The 18,137-nt window shown below is 42.0% G+C and carries 13 protein-coding genes, 1 tRNA gene and 1 CRISPR repeat array; of the genes, 8 read left to right on the top strand and 6 right to left on the bottom strand.

Annotation, left to right across the window (positions count from 1 at the left end; genetic code table 11):
• Positions 1-109 precede the first annotated feature (109 nt).
• On the top strand, positions 110-1,153 hold the full coding sequence (gene speB, locus ACFG4S_RS30375) for an agmatinase SpeB (protein WP_392532601.1): 1,044 nt from the start codon (positions 110-112) through the stop codon (positions 1,151-1,153).
• Between the two features lie 49 nt (positions 1,154-1,202).
• Complete coding sequence (locus tag ACFG4S_RS30370) at positions 1,203-1,772, top strand: Uma2 family endonuclease (RefSeq protein WP_392532600.1); 570 nt, start codon at positions 1,203-1,205, stop codon at positions 1,770-1,772.
• 235 nt (positions 1,773-2,007) lie between these two features.
• On the opposite strand, the gene ACFG4S_RS30365 is transcribed toward ACFG4S_RS30370, so the two are convergent.
• Positions 2,008-4,803 (bottom strand): COR domain-containing protein, encoded by a 2,796-nt coding sequence (locus ACFG4S_RS30365; protein WP_392532599.1) that lies wholly within the window; start codon positions 4,801-4,803, stop codon positions 2,008-2,010.
• 387 nt (positions 4,804-5,190) lie between these two features.
• Between ACFG4S_RS30365 and ACFG4S_RS30360 the strand changes: the two genes are divergently transcribed.
• The 5 genes from ACFG4S_RS30360 (at position 5,191) to ACFG4S_RS30340 (ending at position 10,419) form a co-directional block, all read left to right on the top strand.
• On the top strand, positions 5,191-5,679 hold the full coding sequence (locus ACFG4S_RS30360; protein WP_392532598.1) for a hypothetical protein: 489 nt from the start codon (positions 5,191-5,193) through the stop codon (positions 5,677-5,679).
• A 119-nt stretch (positions 5,680-5,798) separates the two neighbouring features.
• Positions 5,799-6,017 carry a hypothetical protein gene (locus ACFG4S_RS30355; RefSeq protein WP_392532597.1) on the top strand — a complete coding sequence of 73 codons (219 nt, stop codon included), beginning with the start codon at positions 5,799-5,801 and terminating at the stop codon, positions 6,015-6,017.
• On the top strand, positions 6,010-6,426 hold the full coding sequence (locus ACFG4S_RS30350) for a retroviral-like aspartic protease (RefSeq protein ID WP_392532596.1): 417 nt from the start codon (positions 6,010-6,012) through the stop codon (positions 6,424-6,426). The genes ACFG4S_RS30355 and ACFG4S_RS30350 overlap by 8 nt, the downstream gene beginning before the upstream one ends.
• A 12-nt stretch (positions 6,427-6,438) precedes the next feature.
• Positions 6,439-7,419 carry an SDR family NAD(P)-dependent oxidoreductase gene (locus tag ACFG4S_RS30345; RefSeq protein ID WP_392532595.1) on the top strand — a complete coding sequence of 327 codons (981 nt, stop codon included), beginning with the start codon at positions 6,439-6,441 and terminating at the stop codon, positions 7,417-7,419.
• Positions 7,420-8,079: 660 nt separating this feature from the next.
• The gene (locus ACFG4S_RS30340) at positions 8,080-10,419 is read left to right on the top strand and encodes a cation:proton antiporter (RefSeq protein ID WP_392532594.1); all 2,340 of its coding nucleotides are present in this window, start codon (positions 8,080-8,082) and stop codon (positions 10,417-10,419) included.
• A 395-nt stretch (positions 10,420-10,814) separates the two neighbouring features.
• Here ACFG4S_RS30340 and sigC read toward each other — a convergent pair whose 3' ends face one another.
• The 3 genes from sigC to lipA all read right to left on the bottom strand — a co-directional run bounded on the left by sigC (position 10,815) and on the right by lipA (position 14,667).
• Positions 10,815-12,065, bottom strand: coding sequence for an RNA polymerase sigma factor SigC (sigC, locus tag ACFG4S_RS30335; protein ID WP_392532593.1), 1,251 nt, complete (start codon positions 12,063-12,065; stop codon positions 10,815-10,817).
• A 743-nt stretch (positions 12,066-12,808) separates the two neighbouring features.
• Positions 12,809-13,765: an NAD(P)H-dependent glycerol-3-phosphate dehydrogenase gene (locus tag ACFG4S_RS30330; protein WP_392532592.1), complete on the bottom strand. Its 957-nt coding sequence runs from the start codon at positions 13,763-13,765 to the stop codon at positions 12,809-12,811.
• A 23-nt stretch (positions 13,766-13,788) separates the two neighbouring features.
• Positions 13,789-14,667: a lipoyl synthase gene (gene lipA, locus ACFG4S_RS30325; protein ID WP_392532591.1), complete on the bottom strand. Its 879-nt coding sequence runs from the start codon at positions 14,665-14,667 to the stop codon at positions 13,789-13,791.
• A gap of 140 nt (positions 14,668-14,807) precedes the next feature.
• Here lipA and ACFG4S_RS30320 point away from each other — a divergent pair.
• Positions 14,808-14,881, top strand: a tRNA-Pro gene (locus tag ACFG4S_RS30320).
• Between the two features lie 380 nt (positions 14,882-15,261).
• A CRISPR array of direct repeats spans positions 15,262-15,516; the repeat unit is 37 nt; unit sequence CTTTCAACCCACCCCTAGCCGGGATGGTTGTTGAAAC.
• Between the two features lie 228 nt (positions 15,517-15,744).
• Here the strand turns inward: ACFG4S_RS30320 and ACFG4S_RS30315 are convergent.
• Positions 15,745-15,984, bottom strand: coding sequence for a hypothetical protein (locus ACFG4S_RS30315; RefSeq protein ID WP_392532590.1), 240 nt, complete (start codon positions 15,982-15,984; stop codon positions 15,745-15,747).
• A gap of 115 nt (positions 15,985-16,099) precedes the next feature.
• Positions 16,100-18,031 carry a type V CRISPR-associated protein Cas12k gene (gene cas12k, locus ACFG4S_RS30310; RefSeq protein WP_392532589.1) on the bottom strand — a complete coding sequence of 644 codons (1,932 nt, stop codon included), beginning with the start codon at positions 18,029-18,031 and terminating at the stop codon, positions 16,100-16,102.
• Between the last annotated feature and the right edge of the window lie 106 nt (positions 18,032-18,137).

Below are 18,137 nucleotides of genomic sequence, written 5' to 3'. Positions count from 1 at the left end.
AAATTAGTATCAATACGCTTGGGTTGAGGATTTTTGCTATTGTTTTTTGGATTACAATGCAGATGTTTACTAAGCGCCCTCCTGTCTACCTAAATTCAGTAAATAATCAATGAGTAATCAACTACAAGACTACAACCCCAGCGGCGTAGGTGAAATAAATGGCAACCTTTTCGGTTTACCATTCGCTTACGATTCTGCAAACTTAATTGTCTTTGGTGTACCGTGGGAAGTCACTGTTTCTTATGGTGCAGGTACGGCTAACGCACCACAGAGAATTCTAGATGCTTCTACCCAAATAGATTTGTTCGATTTCGATCGCCCTGATGGTTGGAAGCAGGGAATTTTTATGGTCAAAATTCCCCAAGATATTTTAGAAAAGAACAAATATTATCGTGCCTTAGCAGCAAAAATTATTGAAAGGTTAGCCGAAGGTAGAGAACTTTCAGATACACCAGATTTAACACCGGTGCTGACAGAAATTAATCAGGCTTGTGAACAAGTTAATCAATGGCTATTTGAGAATTGTCAGCAAGCAATTAATAATGGTAAGCGAGTCGCAGTCATTGGTGGAGATCACAGTTCACCTTTAGGTTATTTCCAAGCATTAGCGGCTAAATACTCAAACTATGGCATTTTGCATATTGACGCACATGCAGATTTACGCGACGCTTATGAGGGATTTGAATTTTCCCATGCTTCGATCATGTTTAATGCGATGAAAATACCGCAAATTTCCAAGTTAGTACAAGTGGGTTTGCGTGATATTTCTCATGATGAAGTGCGAATGATTGATGAATCTAATAGTCGGATTATTGCTTATTACGATCCTGCTATTAAACAAAAACTTTACTCTGGCACAACTTGGATTGATTTATGTCGAGAAATTGTCAATCATCTACCTGAGTATGTTTATATTAGCTTTGATGTCGATGGTTTAGATCCAAAACTTTGTCCGAGTACAGGTACTCCTGTTCCAGGTGGGTTAGAATTAGAGCAAACTTTTTGTCTATTTCGAGAATTGGTAAATAGTGGGAGAAAAATTATTGGCTTTGATATTTCCGAAGTCGGTGATGCTGAGTGGGATGGTAATGTTGGAGCGCGGGTTGTTTATAAGCTAGCGAATTTGATGGATTTATCTGGGCAGAAAACATAAACGATAAAATTTTGGTTGGCAGAGTGGCAATGATACGGAACTTAAGGCAGTGACAACAGCAATTCCTCCATCTCTAACCCTCAAAGAATTTCTCAAACTACCAGAAACTAAACCTGCTAGTGAGTTTATTGACGGTCGAATTTACCAAAAACCTATGCCTGCTGGCAAACATTCCCGCCTACAACTCAAGTTTTGTGATGCTGTAAATCAAGTTGCAGAAACATCACAAATTGCCCTCGCCTTTCCAGAATTGCGCTGCACATTTGGTGGACGTTCTATTGTTCCTGATGCTGCTGTCTTTATTTGGGAACGAATTCCTTTTGAGGCTGATGGCGAAGTACCCAATGCTTTTGCAATTTATCCTGATTGGACTATAGAAATTCTTTCACCTGAACAGAGAGCTACTAAAGTTATCAGTAATATTTTGCACTGTCTTAAATATGGTACTCAGCTAGGGTGGCTAATTGACCCGGAGGAGCGACTAATTTTAGCATTTATTCCCGGACAGGAACCTGTTGAGTTAATAGGTAATAATCGCCTTCCCACACCAAAATTTTTAGAACTAGATTTGACTGTTGAGCAGGTTTTTGGGTGGCTAAGACCAATTCGTAATTCGTAATTAGAAGACGAACTGTCGAGTTCTCAACTCGGAAGTTGTACCTTTTTACTCGAATTGTCGAGTTCAAAAGGCGATCGCTTGACCTTTAATCCTCGAAGTTGCACCTTTAATCCTCAAAGTTGAGCCTTTAATCCTCTAACTTGCGTCTTTTAAATAGTCGGACAAAAATATTTACTGTCATTAGGATCGCCTCCAAGATATTGCTCTCCCTCAAAGCGTTACCAGTAGGCTATTTTTACTCATCTAAACGCTGTGCGATCGCCTTTAACAACTCCTCAAAGCCTGATTCGCTGTGAATATCAGCAGTCAGCGTGTTCATGTCTTTTAGCAAATTGGTGAGTTCGGCGATCGTGTTGCGAATCTCGGTGTATTGGTCAATTTCTTCTCTAAATCCCTGTAAATTAGCTGCACTAACCCCTTTCATCCCTTCATCTAATTCTTTAATTTCTTCTTCCCAATGCTTAATATATTTAAGTCTGGCAACAGGTTTATAAATTTGGGCATCTGCTAACACAATGGGGAAAATTCGATGATAAAATTCACCATTTTTTGCAATTTGGACTAACTCAAACATGCAATTGAGCGACTTTAAATACTTATCACTAATAATGGCGATCGCACATTTACCGCGTCCAATCCGTTCCATGAAGGCTTTAATCAGTCCTTTGTAGCCCAAATCGCGTTTATCGCGGATGATTTTGATTCCTTTGGCCTGTAAAGTCTCATCCAGTTGATTGACAAATTGCTCACTTTCTCCACCCCAAGCATAAGAGATGAAAATTTCCTTCTCGAATTCCATCGCAGATTGAGTATTCATGATGGGTTTTTGTTCTTGTTTGCTATCTCGTGAGCGATGTGTTAATGATTCATTTCTCTCTTGCTCTAGTTCGTTTTGCAACTCTGTAACTTGGGGGTTGAATTCACCATCTGCTTTAATTGCTTGAAATATAACATCATCAATTAACTTGCGGACATCTACCATGTCATAGCTATTTTCGCACTCAATTTGGTAACGGCGATCGCTCAGACGTTTGTTGAGTTTTTCCAGAGAATAGGAATAAGGTGTGAGCAGATTTTTGCAAGTCTCGCAGTTACAAGGAACTAAAGTTTGATATTGCAAACGTTCGTAAGAGTTGTGGATTTTTTCGAGTTCATGGGTGATGACTGCCATCAATTCTTTTTTGCGGTTTCCGGCTACACGGATTTTAATTTCCCGTTGATTGTAGTTTTCAATGACTTCTGCACGAGTTTCGTCTTTGTTGAGAACAACACCATTTTTCCAAACGAGTTTTTGCTGTTCAATCCAAGGGTGCGTCTCGACAATAAAGCGGGTGAGGATGCCTTTGGGCATGAATGTATAGGTGTAGCGGAGGATGAGGTTATTGGTGTCGCTCCAGGTATAAACAGCTTTTTCAATGGAAAGCAATTGAGGGGCTATATAAATGTTACAGCGATCGGGAATTTCGTAGCAAAGCTTGAACCGCATCATTAATTGCAGGAGTTCATCTCGCATATCAGCATATTCGCCGCTTTCCCAAATGTTTTTGAGGTCATCTTTGGTAAAACAACCGACATTTTGTTTGACAGTTTGACTATCTAAAACTCTGTAGACGGCATCTGTACCCCATTCCGGTTTGAGGATAACGTAGTGTTTGAGTGTAGAATCTTCTTGAAAGTGGAGACAAACACCGAGATCATGTAGATAGTTGCTTAAGCGCAGCATATCTTTACGGTCTGTTAAATTATTGATTCGACAAAGAGTAAAGTATTCTTCAACGCTTATGTAATTTCGGGAATTGTTTTCTAGAGCGGCTCTAACTCTTACCCAGAGTTTTGGTAGAGGTGTACCCACGTGGTCAAGATTGCTGATGCAAAGTTGAATAGCCTTTTTAATCTCTGCCAAACCGCGATTAGTATCTAAATTAGTTGCCAGAATTTCTTTGAGGTTGTCAAATTCTCCTCGTAACTGCCCCTCATTGACTTCGCACTTACGGTCTTGTTTTTCGTTTTTGATGATGAAAACTGGGCTTTTGTCGCTCAAGAGTTCGACAACCTTTAGCCACCAGTAAAAATCAGTGTTTTCTTTGCGAGTGTCGGCAACTAAGACATATAGGGAACGTTTGCTGAGGAAAAATTGATGTGTTTGATGGTAGATTTCCTGACCGCCAAAGTCCCAGATGTTGACGCGAAAATCTTTGCCATTGGGCTGTGTAAAGTCCCACCGGATGACTTCAATGCCTTCCGTTGATTTTTCTTCTGGCTGGAGTTTATAGTTTTCGTTTTTAATTTTCTTGGCTAAAGAGGTTTTACCAGCTCCTCCTTCGCCAATAATTAAGAATTTTGCTTCGTAGAAGGGTTCTGTTTCGGTTGGATCTTGAACTCCGAAATAGAAATCGAGAATTTCATTCACATCACCCGGATCTTGACTTAAATCCTTCGACCCCAAAATCTCTGGTGGAATAGGAAGTGGATTTCTACGAAGATCCAGTTTTTCGAGGTTTAATAGTTGCCTGATTTCCGATGGCAGACTGCTCAGTTGATTGTTTTCGAGGTAGAGCTTTTGCAGGTTGGTGAGTTGGACAATTTCCGGTGGCAGACTGCTCAGTTGATTACTGTAGAGGTCGAGGGATTGCAGGTTGGTGAGTTGTCCAAATTTCGACGGCAGAGTACTCAGTTGATTAAAATCAAGGTGGAGGGATTGCAGATTGGTGAGTTGTCCAAATTCCGGTGGTAGATTAGTCAGTTGATTATTGCCGAGGTAGAGTGTTTGCAGATTGGTGAGTTGTCCAAATTCCGGTGGCAGATTACTCAATTGATTGTTGAAGAGGTTGAGGATTTGCAGCCTGGTGAGTTGTCCAAATTCTGGTGGCAGATTACTCAGTTGATTGTTGCCGAGGTCGAGGGTTTGCAACCTGGTGAGTTGTCCAAATTCTGGTGGCAGACTTGTTAAGCCTTCGTTAAAAAGGTCTAATGTTGTCACCTTATTTCTGACAGCTTTTTCAATAATTTGCAGCAGTTCTTCGTTAGTCATTTCGGGTTTTACAGAGGTGATGCCTGACGACGAGTTGCTGCTTGGACGCGCAGCAGAGATATTGAGTTAATTAATAATGTAGCCTGTATCAAGGATTGCATTTAGGCAATGTCTGATAACAAGCTCCTGCTCGTCTACGCTCGATATCAGGTTTTGTCCTTACCCACATTTTTGCAACAGTCAAAGTGTCGCACTGAGCCACATCCCGCCAAGAAATAAATTTCTTGGCTAATAGCTGAACTCCATTGAAGTGGACTGAAAATTTTACTTTTACAGAGTGTGGCTATCTACATTGCTTAAAATCTTGTCTTTAGTCCTCTTCAGAGGACTTTAGCTATTAGCCTGGGAATTTATTCCCAGGCGGGATGGCAACGAAGCTGAAGATTTATGCGGAAGATTTATAAAGATGTTGGTAATGATAAGCTCTTACGCATCTACGCTCCACCTCTGAACTCGAAGCTTGCGCCTTTTTACACCAACTGTCGAGCAAAAAGAGCGATCGCTCCACCTCCAACCCTCAAAGTTGCACCTTTGACCCTCGAAGTTGCGCCTTTTATCCTCGAAGTTGCACCTTTTTACACCAACTGTCGAGCAAAAAGAGCGATCGCTCCACCTCCAACCCTCAAAGTTGCACCTTTGACCCTCAAAATTGCGCCTTTTATCCTCGAAGTTGCACCTTTTTACACCAACTGTCGAGCAAAAAGAGCGATCGCTCCACCTCCAACCCTCAAAGTTGCACCTTTGACCCTCAAAATTGCGCCTTTTATCCTCGAAGTTGCACTTTTGAACACGAACTGTCGAGCAAAAAGGGCGATCGCTCCACCTCTAACCCTCAAAGTTGCACCTTTAACCCTCGAAGTTGCACCTTTGAACTAGAAGCTTGCACTTTTTTACACGAACCGTCGAGCAAAAAGGGCGATCGCCACAAACTTTGTAACCAACTTAGAGTAGTTGTAAAAATATAAAAAGTATTTAGTCCTTATCTTCAACTTGATATGAGCGCAGCAGATTTATTCCCAACCTTGCACAAGCTATCTCGTGCAGATAAACTCAAGGTCATGCAGTTTTTAGTTCAAGAACTAGCCACTGAAGAAGAAGCATTATCGTTACAGTCAGGAGTCACTTATCATGTGTGGTCTCCCTATAATTCTCATGAAGCTGCTCAGAAACTCGCTGCACTGCTAGAAGCAGACAGACAGGTAAACGATGCTTAATTCCCAAAGATTTCCCTTTGTTGAAAGTCGTGATGTGTTCGGGGATATCGATGCAGTACCAATATTACCCCTGAGATTAAGCTACAAAAATTCTGTCGTTAACCTTCCAGCTTTATTGGATACTGGAGCTAGTATTAATGTTTTACCTTACAGTGTAGGTATTCAGTTAGGGGCAACTTGGGAAGAACTAACAACCTCAGTGCAACTAGCAGGAAACCTAGCACCAGTTGAAGCAAAAGGGTTAATTTTAACTGCTCAAATAGCCAGTTTTGTACCAGTCCGATTGGTATTTGCTTGGAGTCTCACGGATAATGTGCCGTTACTTTTAGGACGGATGAATTTTTTCTTGGAATTTGATGTCTGTTTTTATCGTTCACAGATGGCTTTTGAACTGTCTCCTAAGTTGTAGGATTCACCAATCATGAAACACCTCGAAGGTAAAGTTACATTAGTCACAGGTGCAACGCGGGGAATTGGTCGGGGAATTGCGATCGCCCTCGGTGAAGCAGGTGCAACTGTCTACATTACTGGGCGCAGTTTAAACAATTCTTATGCCAATGATGACCTTTCCGGGACTCTTGCTGAAACACAATCAGCCGTTGAGCAAGCCGGTGGTGTATGCATTCCCGTCCAAGTAGACCACAGCGACGATGAACAGGTGCGTTTGCTCTTTGAACGCATCCAAAATGAGCAGAATGGACAACTCGATTTGCTGGTCAATAATGCTTACTCAGGAGTCAAGGCAATCAGAGACGCTTATGGGCAGCCCTTTTGGGATGGCGAGCCAAGTCTTTGGGATGCTAGCAATAATGTTGGTCTTCGTAGTCACTATGTAGCGAGTATTTTTGCAGCGCGGATGATGACTAAGCAAAAGTCTGGACTGATTTGCACCCTTTCTTCCTGGGGCAGTATGTCCTATCTTTTTAATACAGCATACGGTGTTGGCAAAGCAGCTTGCGATCGCCTCGCTGCGAATATGGCTGTTGAACTCAAGCCTTATAACGTCGCTTCAGTTTCCATTTGGCCGGGTATTGTTGGGACTGAGCAAATTTCCCAGATGGCGTCTGAAGTCAGCCAAACAAATGCTACTGACTTAAAAAACTCATTTTTTAGTAGCCGCTATAACTGGGAAACTCCCTTATTTACTGGAAGGGCGATCGCTAAACTAGCTGGCGATCCAAACATTATGCGTCGTACAGGACGCGTGCAAATTGTTGCCGAACTCGCTAACCAATATGGAATTGTAGATGAAAATGGCGATCGGCCTGCATCGTTACGTTCTTTGCGTTTTGTGCTGACAGCTGCATTGCCCGTACTGAGAAAGTATTCATGGCTGATACCTGATATTAAAGTGCCGTGGTCACTGTTGCTACTGAATGCCCTCAGTTCGCCTAAAATTTAATGAGAATTGTGGATGGGGTAAGAGTTAGAGGTTGTTTGAAAAGTCCTCTCCTTGGTTGCAAAACGTTCTATATCCGCCTAAATACCCCAATAAATTGGGGGAATTTGACTCGGTTCCCCCCTTTTTAAGTACACACAAGTAAAAGTACCCCCCTTAATCCCCCCGATGCATTGGCTACGGTGTACACACAAGTAGAATTCCCCCCCCCTTTCTAAGGGGGGAAACAAGAAAAATCCGGTTCCCTCCCCAATACATACGGGGAGGGTTAGGGTGGGGTAATTCAACGACTAGTACCGTAAGTCAAAAGTCAAAAGTCAAAAGTATTATCGAATAAGCTCTTGAACTGGATGAATCCACCTTCTATACTCGTGAATCAAGAATCGTCAGTTGAGTTTCGTTCCCCTGATCCCCCGGTTGGTGAGCGAAGTCGAACCACACCCCCCATGCCCAAAATAAACTATCCTCAGATATATAAAACTTTGTATCCTGACGCCGTGTGCAACTTTTTCTTAGCCCCCTTTTTAAGGGGGTTGGGGGATCTAAAATTTGAGTCATATCACACGAAGATCCCCCCTAGCCCCCCTTTTTAAGAGGGAACAAAAGAAAGTTGCACATCGCGTATCCTGAGTTTGATAGGTCTTAATAGTTCTTTTAAAACTGGTGCAAGAAGATTTTAGGTTAATTGTTGATTTAGTTTCAGTTTTGGCGGTTGCAGCCTGTGGCGGACTCTTGGCGGCACTTTTGCAGCAACCTGTGCTGTTGGGATATCTCATCGGGGGTATGATCGTCGGGCCAGCCGGACTGGGATTGATTAAAGAACTTATTCAAGTAGAGACTCTGGCACAGTTTGGGGTTGCCTTTTTATTATTCGCTTTGGGTGTGGAATTTTCCTTTGGGGAACTGAAGAAAGTAAAAGCGATCGCTCTTGGTGGAGGTGGACTCCAGATTGCTTTGACGATTTTGGTCACGGTTGCAGTCTGCGGCTTAACTGGAGCCTGGGGAGCATTACCAGCTAAGGGCATGTTTTTGGGGTGTGTTCTCTCCTTATCTTCCACGGCGGTTGTCCTCAAGTCGTTAATGGAGAGTAACGAAACAGAAACACCCCACGGGCAAGTGATGCTGGGTATTTTAGTAGTCCAAGACTTAGCACTAGGACTAATGTTAGCAGTCTTACCAGCCCTCAACCAACCAGCAGAAACTATTGGCATTGCAGTATTAACAGCACTATTCACCATTGGTTTATTTGCCGCTGGCGCTGTAGCTGCGGGGATTTGGCTAATACCGCCTTTATTGCGACTCTTAGCTCGGACTGAAAGTAAAGAACTATTTTTATTAGGCGTTGTAGCTTTATGTTTGGGCATTGCCCTATTAACAGAGCATTTGGGGCTATCGATTGAAATGGGGGCGTTTGTCGCCGGTTTGATGATTTCCGAGGTGGAATACGCCGATCAAACCCTGACTTACGTGGAACCACTGCGAGATATCTTTGCCAGTTTGTTTTTTGCTTCCATTGGCATGTTAATTGACCCAGTATTTTTGTGGAAGAACCTGGAATTGATTTTAGGGCTAGTGGCAATAGTTTTTATCGGTAAGTTTCTCATTATCACACCCTTAGTCAGACTGTTTCGCTATCCTTTGAAAACAGCCTTAATCGCTGGGTTAGGACTAGCACAAATTGGAGAATTTTCCTTTGTTCTGGCCAGTGAAGGGCAATCTTTGGGGTTGGTATCTCGGCAGATATATTTACTGATTTTGGGAACCACAGCAGTCACTCTCATCCTGACTCCATTTGTCTTGCGGTTAGTACCATTTTTATTTACCTTTGCCGAATCAATGCCCTGGTTGAAACCATATTTAGAAGAAGATCAGCCCCGTGATGTGTCAGAAGATTTACCTGTAAAAGACCATGTAGTAGTTTGCGGCTATGGACGAGTTGGCAAAAATTTAGTGAAATTGTTGCAGCAACACGACCTCCCTTTGGTAGTCATCGACCAATCAGAAAGTAGAATTCAGCAGTTGCGTGAGGCTGGGGTATCTTATGTTTATGGCAATTGTGTAAGTTTACATGTTTTAGAAACTGCTGGGGTGAATCATGCCAAAGGAATGGCGATCGCTCTTCCTGATCCCATGAGTACCCGTCTTTGCTTGAAACGCGCTTTGGAATTGCGCCCAGAATTAGATTTAGTTGTCCGTGCTACCCAGGATAAAAATATTGAAGTGCTGTATCAATTGGGAGCTAGGGAAGTGGTGCAACCAGAGTTTGAAGCTAGCTTAGAAATGGCAACTTATTTATTAACCAGTTTAGGCTTGTTGTCGCCTGCTGTAGTCCAACGAGAAATGCAGCAAATCCGCAACGATCATTATTTAGACTTGCGGCCAGAACGTTCTGCTTCGGAAGTAGCGCGGGATTTGCGCCAAGCAACCCGCGATTTAAATCAGCGTTGGTATCCTCTCCCATCTGGTTCACCGCTGATTGGTATGAGTTTAGAAGAAGCAGATATGCGCTACCTAACTGGAGCAAGTTTGATGGCGATTCGCCGCGCTAACGGCGATGAAATCGATTATCCTAACAATCAAACTCTTTTGCAAGAAGGCGATCGCTTGCTGGTAGTCGGAGCAGATGAAGAACTAGCAGCTTTGGCAGAATTCGCTAAGGGACAGGCCGCTGTTCCCGGAGAAAACAGTGCTTGTCAGTGGATTACAGTGAATGCAGATGCGTCAACGCTAGGTAAAACCCTAGCAGATTTAGATATCGCCAAGCAATATGGAGTACAAGTACAGGCAATCCGGCGCGATGGTAAATTTATCCGCTATCCTCATGGCGGTATGGACTTGCGAATTGGCGACCAAGTATTGTTATGTGGTAGCTTGACAGGTCTGAGTCAACTACAACAGTTATTTGGCATCGCCAGTTCAGTACCTCTTTCTCTTCCAGTAGTGAAAGCTGCTGAGACAGAAGCGCTGAAAGAATTTTTGGCTGCGGATAATGCGATCGATTGACTAATGGAACTCCAAGAAATAAAAACAACCGCTTCAAGTTGCTGACTGTAGTCACTGAATCTCGACTCACTTCGACGCCGCTCAGTGCAAGTCGCTCGATTTCGCCGTAGTCTAAATGAGCCGAAATGAGCCGAAATAAGCCGAAGTGTTGACTGTGAACAGTGGGATATTTTTTTATTTGGATGATAAACTTTCAAATATTTAATTTGCATACAGCTTTTAGATAAAACTCTTCTGGGTGGGCATCTTGCCCGCCCTGAATACGCAATTGAAAAATATATTAGCTTACTACCAGTCCGTCAGGAAAAGTTTTCTAATCACAAACTGAAAAGTCTGAGCGAAGGAAGCCTCTGCTCAGACTTTGTAAGAGATGATTAATAACTAATGACCATTGACTAACTTAGAGATTCCAAATAATCCCGGATGAGATTGCGGCGCTTGGGTTGGCGTAGTTTTTGCAAAGCCTTGGATTCAATTTGTCGCACTCGTTCCCGTGATAAATCAAGAGCGCGGCCAATTTCTGCTAAAGAATAAGGATGACCATCTGCCAAACCAAATCGCATCAAAATTACGTCGCGTTCCCGGCTAGTCAAATCTGACAATAGATGATGCAAGTCTCTTTGTAAAGATTCCCGCATTAACATTTCTTCTGGAGTTACATTGTCAGTTTCGAGTAATTCACCTAACTCAGTGTCTTTATCCTTTCCTACTTTGGTTTCCAAAGAGACGGAGCGAGGAACCCGCAATAAAACTTCACGCACTTGTGTAGGCGTCATTTCCAACTCAGTTGCTAGATCTTCTAAAGTCGGAGTGCGACCTTTTTCTTGAGCAATTTTGCGTTGGGCTTTTTTGATTTTGTTTAACTTTTCTGTAATATGAACAGGTAGGCGAATCGTGCGACTAGAAGTAGCGATCGCCCGTGTAATTCCCTGACGAATCCACCAGTAAGCATAGGTACTGAAGCGATAACCCTTAGTTGGGTCAAATTTCTCTACAGCCCGTTCTAAACCTAAAGTGCCTTCTTGGACTAAATCTAATAATTCTAAGCCACGATTTTGATACTTCTTCGCAACAGACACAACCAGGCGAAGATTAGCCTTAATCATGTGTTCTTTTGCTTGGAGTCCTTGGGACTGAATTTGCTCTAACTCTTCTACTGTCAACTTGGCGATTTCAGCCCAGCGACGTTTGCCATTTGCCAAAGTCGGTCTGAGATCCGATAAAATTACTTCAGCAGTAGCAGCCCATCTTTCCAAAGACGGGCGATGTCCTAGTTCCGAGGTCAAACGTTCTTGAACTTCAACTAACCTCAGATAAGGCGTAATCACTTCATCTCCTTGCTTTGCGGCATTAGCAAGTACTATCCGCATCCGCAAATAGCGCTGAACTTTTTGAGCTTCTGAAACCTCTTCATCCCGCCCTAACAACCTAACCCGACCAATTTCCTGAAGATATAGACGTACAAGATCTGTACTACGACGGTTAGTATTAGCAGCAAAGTTAGCATTGTCAACAGAAGCCATTTCTAGCTCTTGTATATCGTCTACTGATAACTCACTTTCATCAACTGTGAGATCCGAGTCCAAAACCTGGCGGGACTTTTGGGTATTGTAGGGGGCGTCTGCATAAAAAGATGTTGCTGGCATAAAACGTCTCAATGGCTCCAGGTAACAATAGATTAGGGTCAGCTAAGATTTCGGTCAGCTATTCAACTGTTGCTATTGTTCCCGTGATTCACGATGAACTAACACGGTACAGGATTCCATTACAAATTTTTTAGAAAATTATGGTAATGGTTTTATTGGATACAGTATTACTGAACTCAATCGGATACTAAGCTTCTGATTGAACCAATAGCTATTCAAATCCGCAGCTAGACTTTCAATATCTGAACTACTTAGTTAAGATTTCAACTTTAATGGTTCTTGATAGTTACTTTTGTAACAGAGTATAAACATAGCTCAGTGAATATGTTGTTTATAATTGGCATAGTCACATTTACACGGCTATAAAAGTAATATCCTGACGATTTACCAATTTTTTCTCAGGATTATTTGGTAATAAGTTTAACTAATAGCTCGTCGGAAACTGATTAGTGCTGGTAACACAAAAATCCTTTGGATGCGGACAGTGAAGAAGACGCAGAGAGTGGAACACGCAAGGACGCGGAAAAATTATCAAATACTCTCTCTATGTCTCTGTATTCCCATGTTTCCATATCTCCGTGTTTCAATCAGCTAATGCGCGTCTAAAGTATATAAACACTCTTGATGGTCGTTGACTGATGACTGTTGACGGGTTTTCAGTCATCAGTCATCAGGTAAATATACAAATTAAATGCGTAACAGCTTATCACCCTGTCACTGCGTCCCTGTGTCCCCGTTTCCGACTAGTAACTAGAGTTGTACTCAGGCTTGATATCCCGCAGCATTAGTTCATCAAGTGCTTGTCGGGGTGTGATTTCACCCTGAAGTAATCGATAAACTTCCTCGGTAATTGGGACAGCAATGTTTTGTTTCTTCGCTCGTTGCATCAAAACCCGACAAGTGTTAACTCCTTCAGCGGTTCCTTGTAAATTTGTCAGAATTTCTTTCAGTGTCTTACCACAAGCTAGCTGATAGCCTACTTGATAATTGCGACTTAAAGGACTGTTGCAGGTTGCTAACAGATCTCCTAGACCCGATAAACCATAAAATGTTTCCGTCTTTGCACCCCAGTCGTTACCAATGCGAATTATTTCTGTAAGTCCACGGGTGACTAAAGCAGCTTTAGCATTGGTTCCCAGTTGTAAACCATCGCACACACCAGCTGCGATCGCAATAACATTTTTCAGTGTTCCCCCAAGTTCGACACCCAGAGGATCTGGATTGGTATATACCCGAAAACGATGTGAAGAAAATACTAACTGCACTACTTCAGCAGCGGTGGGAATACTACTGGCCACCACCGTTGCTGCGGGTAATTCCATTTGAATTTCTTGAGATAAATTTGGTCCAGACAGGACAACTACTGCATGGTTAGGGAATGCTGTTTGCCAAATTTGCGACGGCGTACAGGTGGTTTGGGGATCTAAGCCTTTCGTTGCTGTGACAAAAATTGTCTCTGGAGAAACGGTAAAAGAGCGGATTTGAGAAGCAACATCCCTAACACCTGTCATTGAGATAGCCGACAGGACTATTTGGACATCTTTCATTACTGCTTCGAGAGTTTGGGAACCTTGACGCGACCAGACACGCACCTTATGGCCATTCGCGGCTGCTAGATTTGCCAGCGCCATACCCCAAGCACCTGCACCCAGAATTACAACGGATTTTGGATTTTCGATTTCGGATTTTGGATTAGTCATTACTCAAGAGTCCAATCTAAAATCTAAAATCGGTTGCGGGGATTACGTTCCATTAGTTCCCGAACTTGTTCAGCATGGTATGAACTTCTTGTCAATGGTGAAGAAATAACTTGTAAAAATCCTATTTCTTCCCCGAATGTCTTCCAAGCTACAAATTGTTCTGGGTTGATGAATTCATTGACTTGCAGATGTTTTTGACTGGGTTGGAGGTATTGCCCAATTGTTAAAATATCGCAATCTACAGATCGCAAGTCTTGCAAAACTTGGCGAATTTCAGCGTCAGTTTCACCGAGTCCAACCATAACCCCGGATTTAGTGTATGTGCTAGGAGAAAGTTGACGAGTTCGCTGCAATAATTCTAATGTGCGATCGTAATTTCCTTGGGGACGCACCCGGCGATACAGGCGTGGAACAGTTTCGGTATTGTGGTTTAATACCTCTGGCGCAGCTTCTAGAATTATTTCTAGAGCATCCCAATTGCCGCACAAGTCAGGAATTAGGACTTCAATTGTGGTGTTAGGTGAGACGCTACGAACCGCATTAATACACTCCACAAACTGAGATGCGCCACCATCTGGCAAATCATCTCGGTTTACAGAAGTGATTACCACATGATTAAGTTTCATCCGGCGAACAGCTTCGGCTAATCGTGTAGGTTCGGTAGGGTCTAGTGGTTTGGTTTTTTTCTCAAAATCAATATCGCAGTAGGGACAAGCGCGTGTACAAGCCGGACCCATAATCAAAAACGTGGCAGTACCAGCATTGAAACATTCGCCAATATTTGGACAGGACGCTTCCTCGCAAACTGTATTGAGGGCTAAATCCCGTAAAATGTCTTTAACGTTACCAATGCGCTCACGCTGAGGTGCTTTTACCCGCAACCAGTCTGGTTTTACAGTCACAATCCGCTTTTACCACTAAAGTTATACAAATTTAATCCTAGCAAGCAAACCCTGTGGTGAAGTGATTATATATAGATGTAATTTTGTTATTTGGTAGAGGTTATGATATTTTGGATCTATGATGGATGCCATTTTTATGGCGGGATGTAGCGCAGCTTGGTAGCGCACTTCGTTCGGGACGAAGGGGCCGCTGGTTCAAATCCAGTCATCCCGATTGTTGTTGTCGAATAACTAATTATTTGTCGTCGTTAACAAATTAATGTCGTGATTAACGAATTAATATCGCTGTTAACAAATTAATGTCATCAAAGTTGCTTTTGTAACCGTTAACAAATTAATGTCGCCGACTGTCTTTTTTGGGGCTGGTTCAAAATCAAGCTTCCCCAAAGTCTAATATAAACTTCATCCAGGTTCAAACCTGTGGTGTTTGCAATATTGCTTGAAAAGTTTATATACCAAGGGCTATTTATCAACAGACTGTTTAAAAACCTCCAGTTTTCAAAATGGACGTGGTTTAACTGCAAATATTCAGGATAATCCCGAACGAAGTGCGCCTTTCAACCCTCTTAAATAAAGTTGTAATGATGAAAAATTTTTTCAACCCACCCCTAGCCGGGATGGTTGTTGAAACCTGGTTTTCGTATTTATACGGGTTTTGATGTGCTTCTTTCAACCCACCCCTAGCCGGGATGGTTGTTGAAACATTACAGGGCAAGACTTGCGGATTAGGGAAATCCGCTTTCAACCCACCCCTAGCCGGGATGGTTGTTGAAACTGTCAAAATCTCGACATATCACAATTTCTTTGACCTGCTTTCAACCCACCCCTAGCCGGGATGGTTGTTGAAACTCGACCCGTCTAGTACCCTTGTTTTGCAAGCTGTCCACAAACACTTTTGTCAGGTCTGCTTTGAAGCATGTCCAACTGAAAATTCAAAAACTAAATTAACTGACAGTCTGATTTCTGAATTTACTGCTGGACAAGGGTTTTCAGTTTTTGGCGGGAGTCCAGGGATTTTGCCCACGCTTTGCCTTGCCAAAAAATATTTGAGAGGGTTCCCCCGACGAAGAGGGTGATTCAGTAACCACCACTGCGGTAAACCGCACCGTTACGAAAACGGCTAGGGCAAAAAGCCTTACTCTTTATTGCTGGGAGCGCACCTGTCCCTATTTTGCTATCCTTGTATAAACTTCTTTTTTCGTCGCTGAACAGGTCGGAAAATAATTGGTTTATCCAAGCTACAAAAAAGGGCATATCCTGTCTAGTCAAGCTAGATAGCAGCATCAAGAGCGGGCAGTTACCAGGGTCAGAAAGCATAACAGTCTTCCAACTGTCAAACTAACCCAGATTTTTCGCAATACAGAGGCTGTAAACAGTATGAATTGCGGCGCTGTTATTTTTCATATTAAGTTTTCAAGGTTCAGTATTTTATTTAGATTGATGAAGTAATTCTGCATTGATAAGCAATTAAGGCTAAATCCCGTGCTTGCTCTTGTGGACTACCTCTAATTGCTTGCTGTTGTGTTTCAATAGAGATTCCAACTTTTGCGGCTTGATTTTGGATATTCTCAATCAATCTTCCATAACTCCAGTTATGTACTTGTCGTCGGTACTCTTTAGCGTAATTTTTTTGACCTTCGATAAAACCGGGTATTTTTTTCTCAGCTTTGAGGAGAACTTCGCTTTGAATAATTTCCCGCATATCCCCAAGCTTTGGTATAACAATACTTCCAGCAGAGTATACTTTTGCAATTTCCACAATTTTTGTGGCTAGTAACCTGTCTAAATATTGTCCTAACTCGGATTCGCCAGAATCATTTGGTGCAAACTGTTTTTGAGATTTGTGACGTTCGTGAGAGAAGCGTTGTTTTTGCTGTCGTTGACGGTTAAGTAAGTTGTAATTATCACCTAGTAACTGCTTAACGCTGCGATAAACGAGGACTTTATTATTAGCTGCATCAAAAACAGCAATGGTTACAGGTTTTTCTAAACCAAGGCTAACACCAACTAGAATATTCGATTTACCTTCATATAAGGGTTTACTAGGACGAGGAAAGGGTGTATTAATTCTAGCAAGTGTAGATTGTTTACGGATGACATCATCTTTCTGTTGAAGGTTGAGTTTGCCTTTTTCTTCGGCTTTTTCTAACTTATTCTTAATATCTGCTGTTTTTTCTTCAATAACTTGTTGAGTTCCTTCAACAGTCCACATGCGAGTATCAAGAGAGCAAAAAAGAACTAAACGGTGTACGTTCCAAGGTTTTCCTTTACCTTCTTGCTCTAACCAAGATATTCGTCCAGAACGTAAAGTAAATAAGCTACTGGAATGTTGTTTTTTACCTTTACGTTTAGTTTCTTGGTCTTCTAGAAAGCGATGAAATAAATGAAGGTGTCTTTTGTCACAATATATTTCAAACTTAAGCTTTCCCAACCCGTTAAAACAAACAAAAAGTCTTTTCTTATCGTTGATTTCCCATTTCATGTCCTCAGTAGTTTCATAAACTACTGGGAAAGGAATAGAACTCGATTTTCTTAAAAGGTTGGCTTGCCACGATTTAGCTTCCTTTTCATCTTGGGCAACTTGCTGAACTGTTTGTTCTAGGGTCTCTAGCCATTTTTCACCAGTTAAATCTCGTCCTTTAGGAACTCGGCTTGTTAATTGGATTTTCAGCCGTTCAATTTCTATTTCTTTTTTTCGTCTTTGTTTGGTGTATTGTTCGAGGTCTTCTTCAACAAAACTTACCTGACAATTATTTTTCAGGAGGTAGACTAAGGCACATCTTGTCAGAGCATCTTCTGTTTGACGATAAGCTTCAAATAGACGGCTTGGTTTAATAGTTACAACTTTATCTGGTCTATCAGCTTTTTCATCTTTAGGCTTCCTGCTTCTTCTGCCTCTCACCTTATGATTTGTCTCATGAGTTTGATGTGTTGCAAATGAAGCTAATATTTCAGTTGATTTTGTTCTGATATTTTCTAAACTTGATTTACTTTCTTGCTCAAGTTCTACATCAGTTTTGAGCATTTCTAACCATCGCTCTTTCCCTTCAATTTTAAGCTGTCGTCGCCTATTTAAAGCTAACCAAGATTTGTATATATACGTGACTAAGGTGATTGCAGACGTATAAAAACGACCTGGTTGACCTATAAATGGTTCTTGGGTTTTGAGAGAATCACACAATTCTTTGATCGCAGTTTTGGGAACTTTTGCAGTTTTGACCCATATCTCGAATTCAGAATGTTTTCCTAATCGTTCCAATATTTCATTAACTAAGGGCGTATTTTTCTCTGCCATGAATTCCCAAAGATGGCGGAGGGTTTCCTCATCTGCAACTAGGCGACATTGAATCGTGATCACGCTCATAGATGCACGTAAGTATTGTTGTAATCAATAACCCAATTTAATTATGAGCTTAATGACGCAATAGCGTAAGAGCTAAATAGCGCAAATACATTTTTGTTAATATACT

This window comes from Nostoc sp. C117, from assembly GCF_043099735.1.
Classification (GTDB): domain Bacteria; phylum Cyanobacteriota; class Cyanobacteriia; order Cyanobacteriales; family Nostocaceae; genus Nostoc.
The sequence above is the reverse complement of the archived record's forward strand: the minus strand, read 5'-3'. Positions and strand labels throughout refer to the sequence as shown.

Bases quoted from the DNA above. Each gene is read 5' to 3' on its own strand.
- speB (WP_392532601.1), top strand. From the start codon at position 110: ATGAGTAATCAACTACAAGACTACAACCCCAGCGGCGTAGGTGAAATA.
- ACFG4S_RS30365 (WP_392532599.1), bottom strand. From the start codon at position 4,803: ATGACTAACGAAGAACTGCTGCAAATTATTGAAAAAGCTGTCAGAAAT.
- ACFG4S_RS30360 (WP_392532598.1), top strand. From the start codon at position 5,191: ATGCGGAAGATTTATAAAGATGTTGGTAATGATAAGCTCTTACGCATC.
- ACFG4S_RS30355 (WP_392532597.1), top strand. From the start codon at position 5,799: ATGAGCGCAGCAGATTTATTCCCAACCTTGCACAAGCTATCTCGTGCA.
- ACFG4S_RS30350 (WP_392532596.1), top strand. From the start codon at position 6,010: ATGCTTAATTCCCAAAGATTTCCCTTTGTTGAAAGTCGTGATGTGTTC.
- ACFG4S_RS30345 (WP_392532595.1), top strand. From the start codon at position 6,439: ATGAAACACCTCGAAGGTAAAGTTACATTAGTCACAGGTGCAACGCGG.
- sigC (WP_392532593.1), bottom strand. From the start codon at position 12,065: ATGCCAGCAACATCTTTTTATGCAGACGCCCCCTACAATACCCAAAAG.
- ACFG4S_RS30330 (WP_392532592.1), bottom strand. From the start codon at position 13,765: ATGACTAATCCAAAATCCGAAATCGAAAATCCAAAATCCGTTGTAATT.
- ACFG4S_RS30315 (WP_392532590.1), bottom strand. From the start codon at position 15,984: ATGCTTTCTGACCCTGGTAACTGCCCGCTCTTGATGCTGCTATCTAGC.
- cas12k (WP_392532589.1), bottom strand. From the start codon at position 18,031: ATGAGCGTGATCACGATTCAATGTCGCCTAGTTGCAGATGAGGAAACC.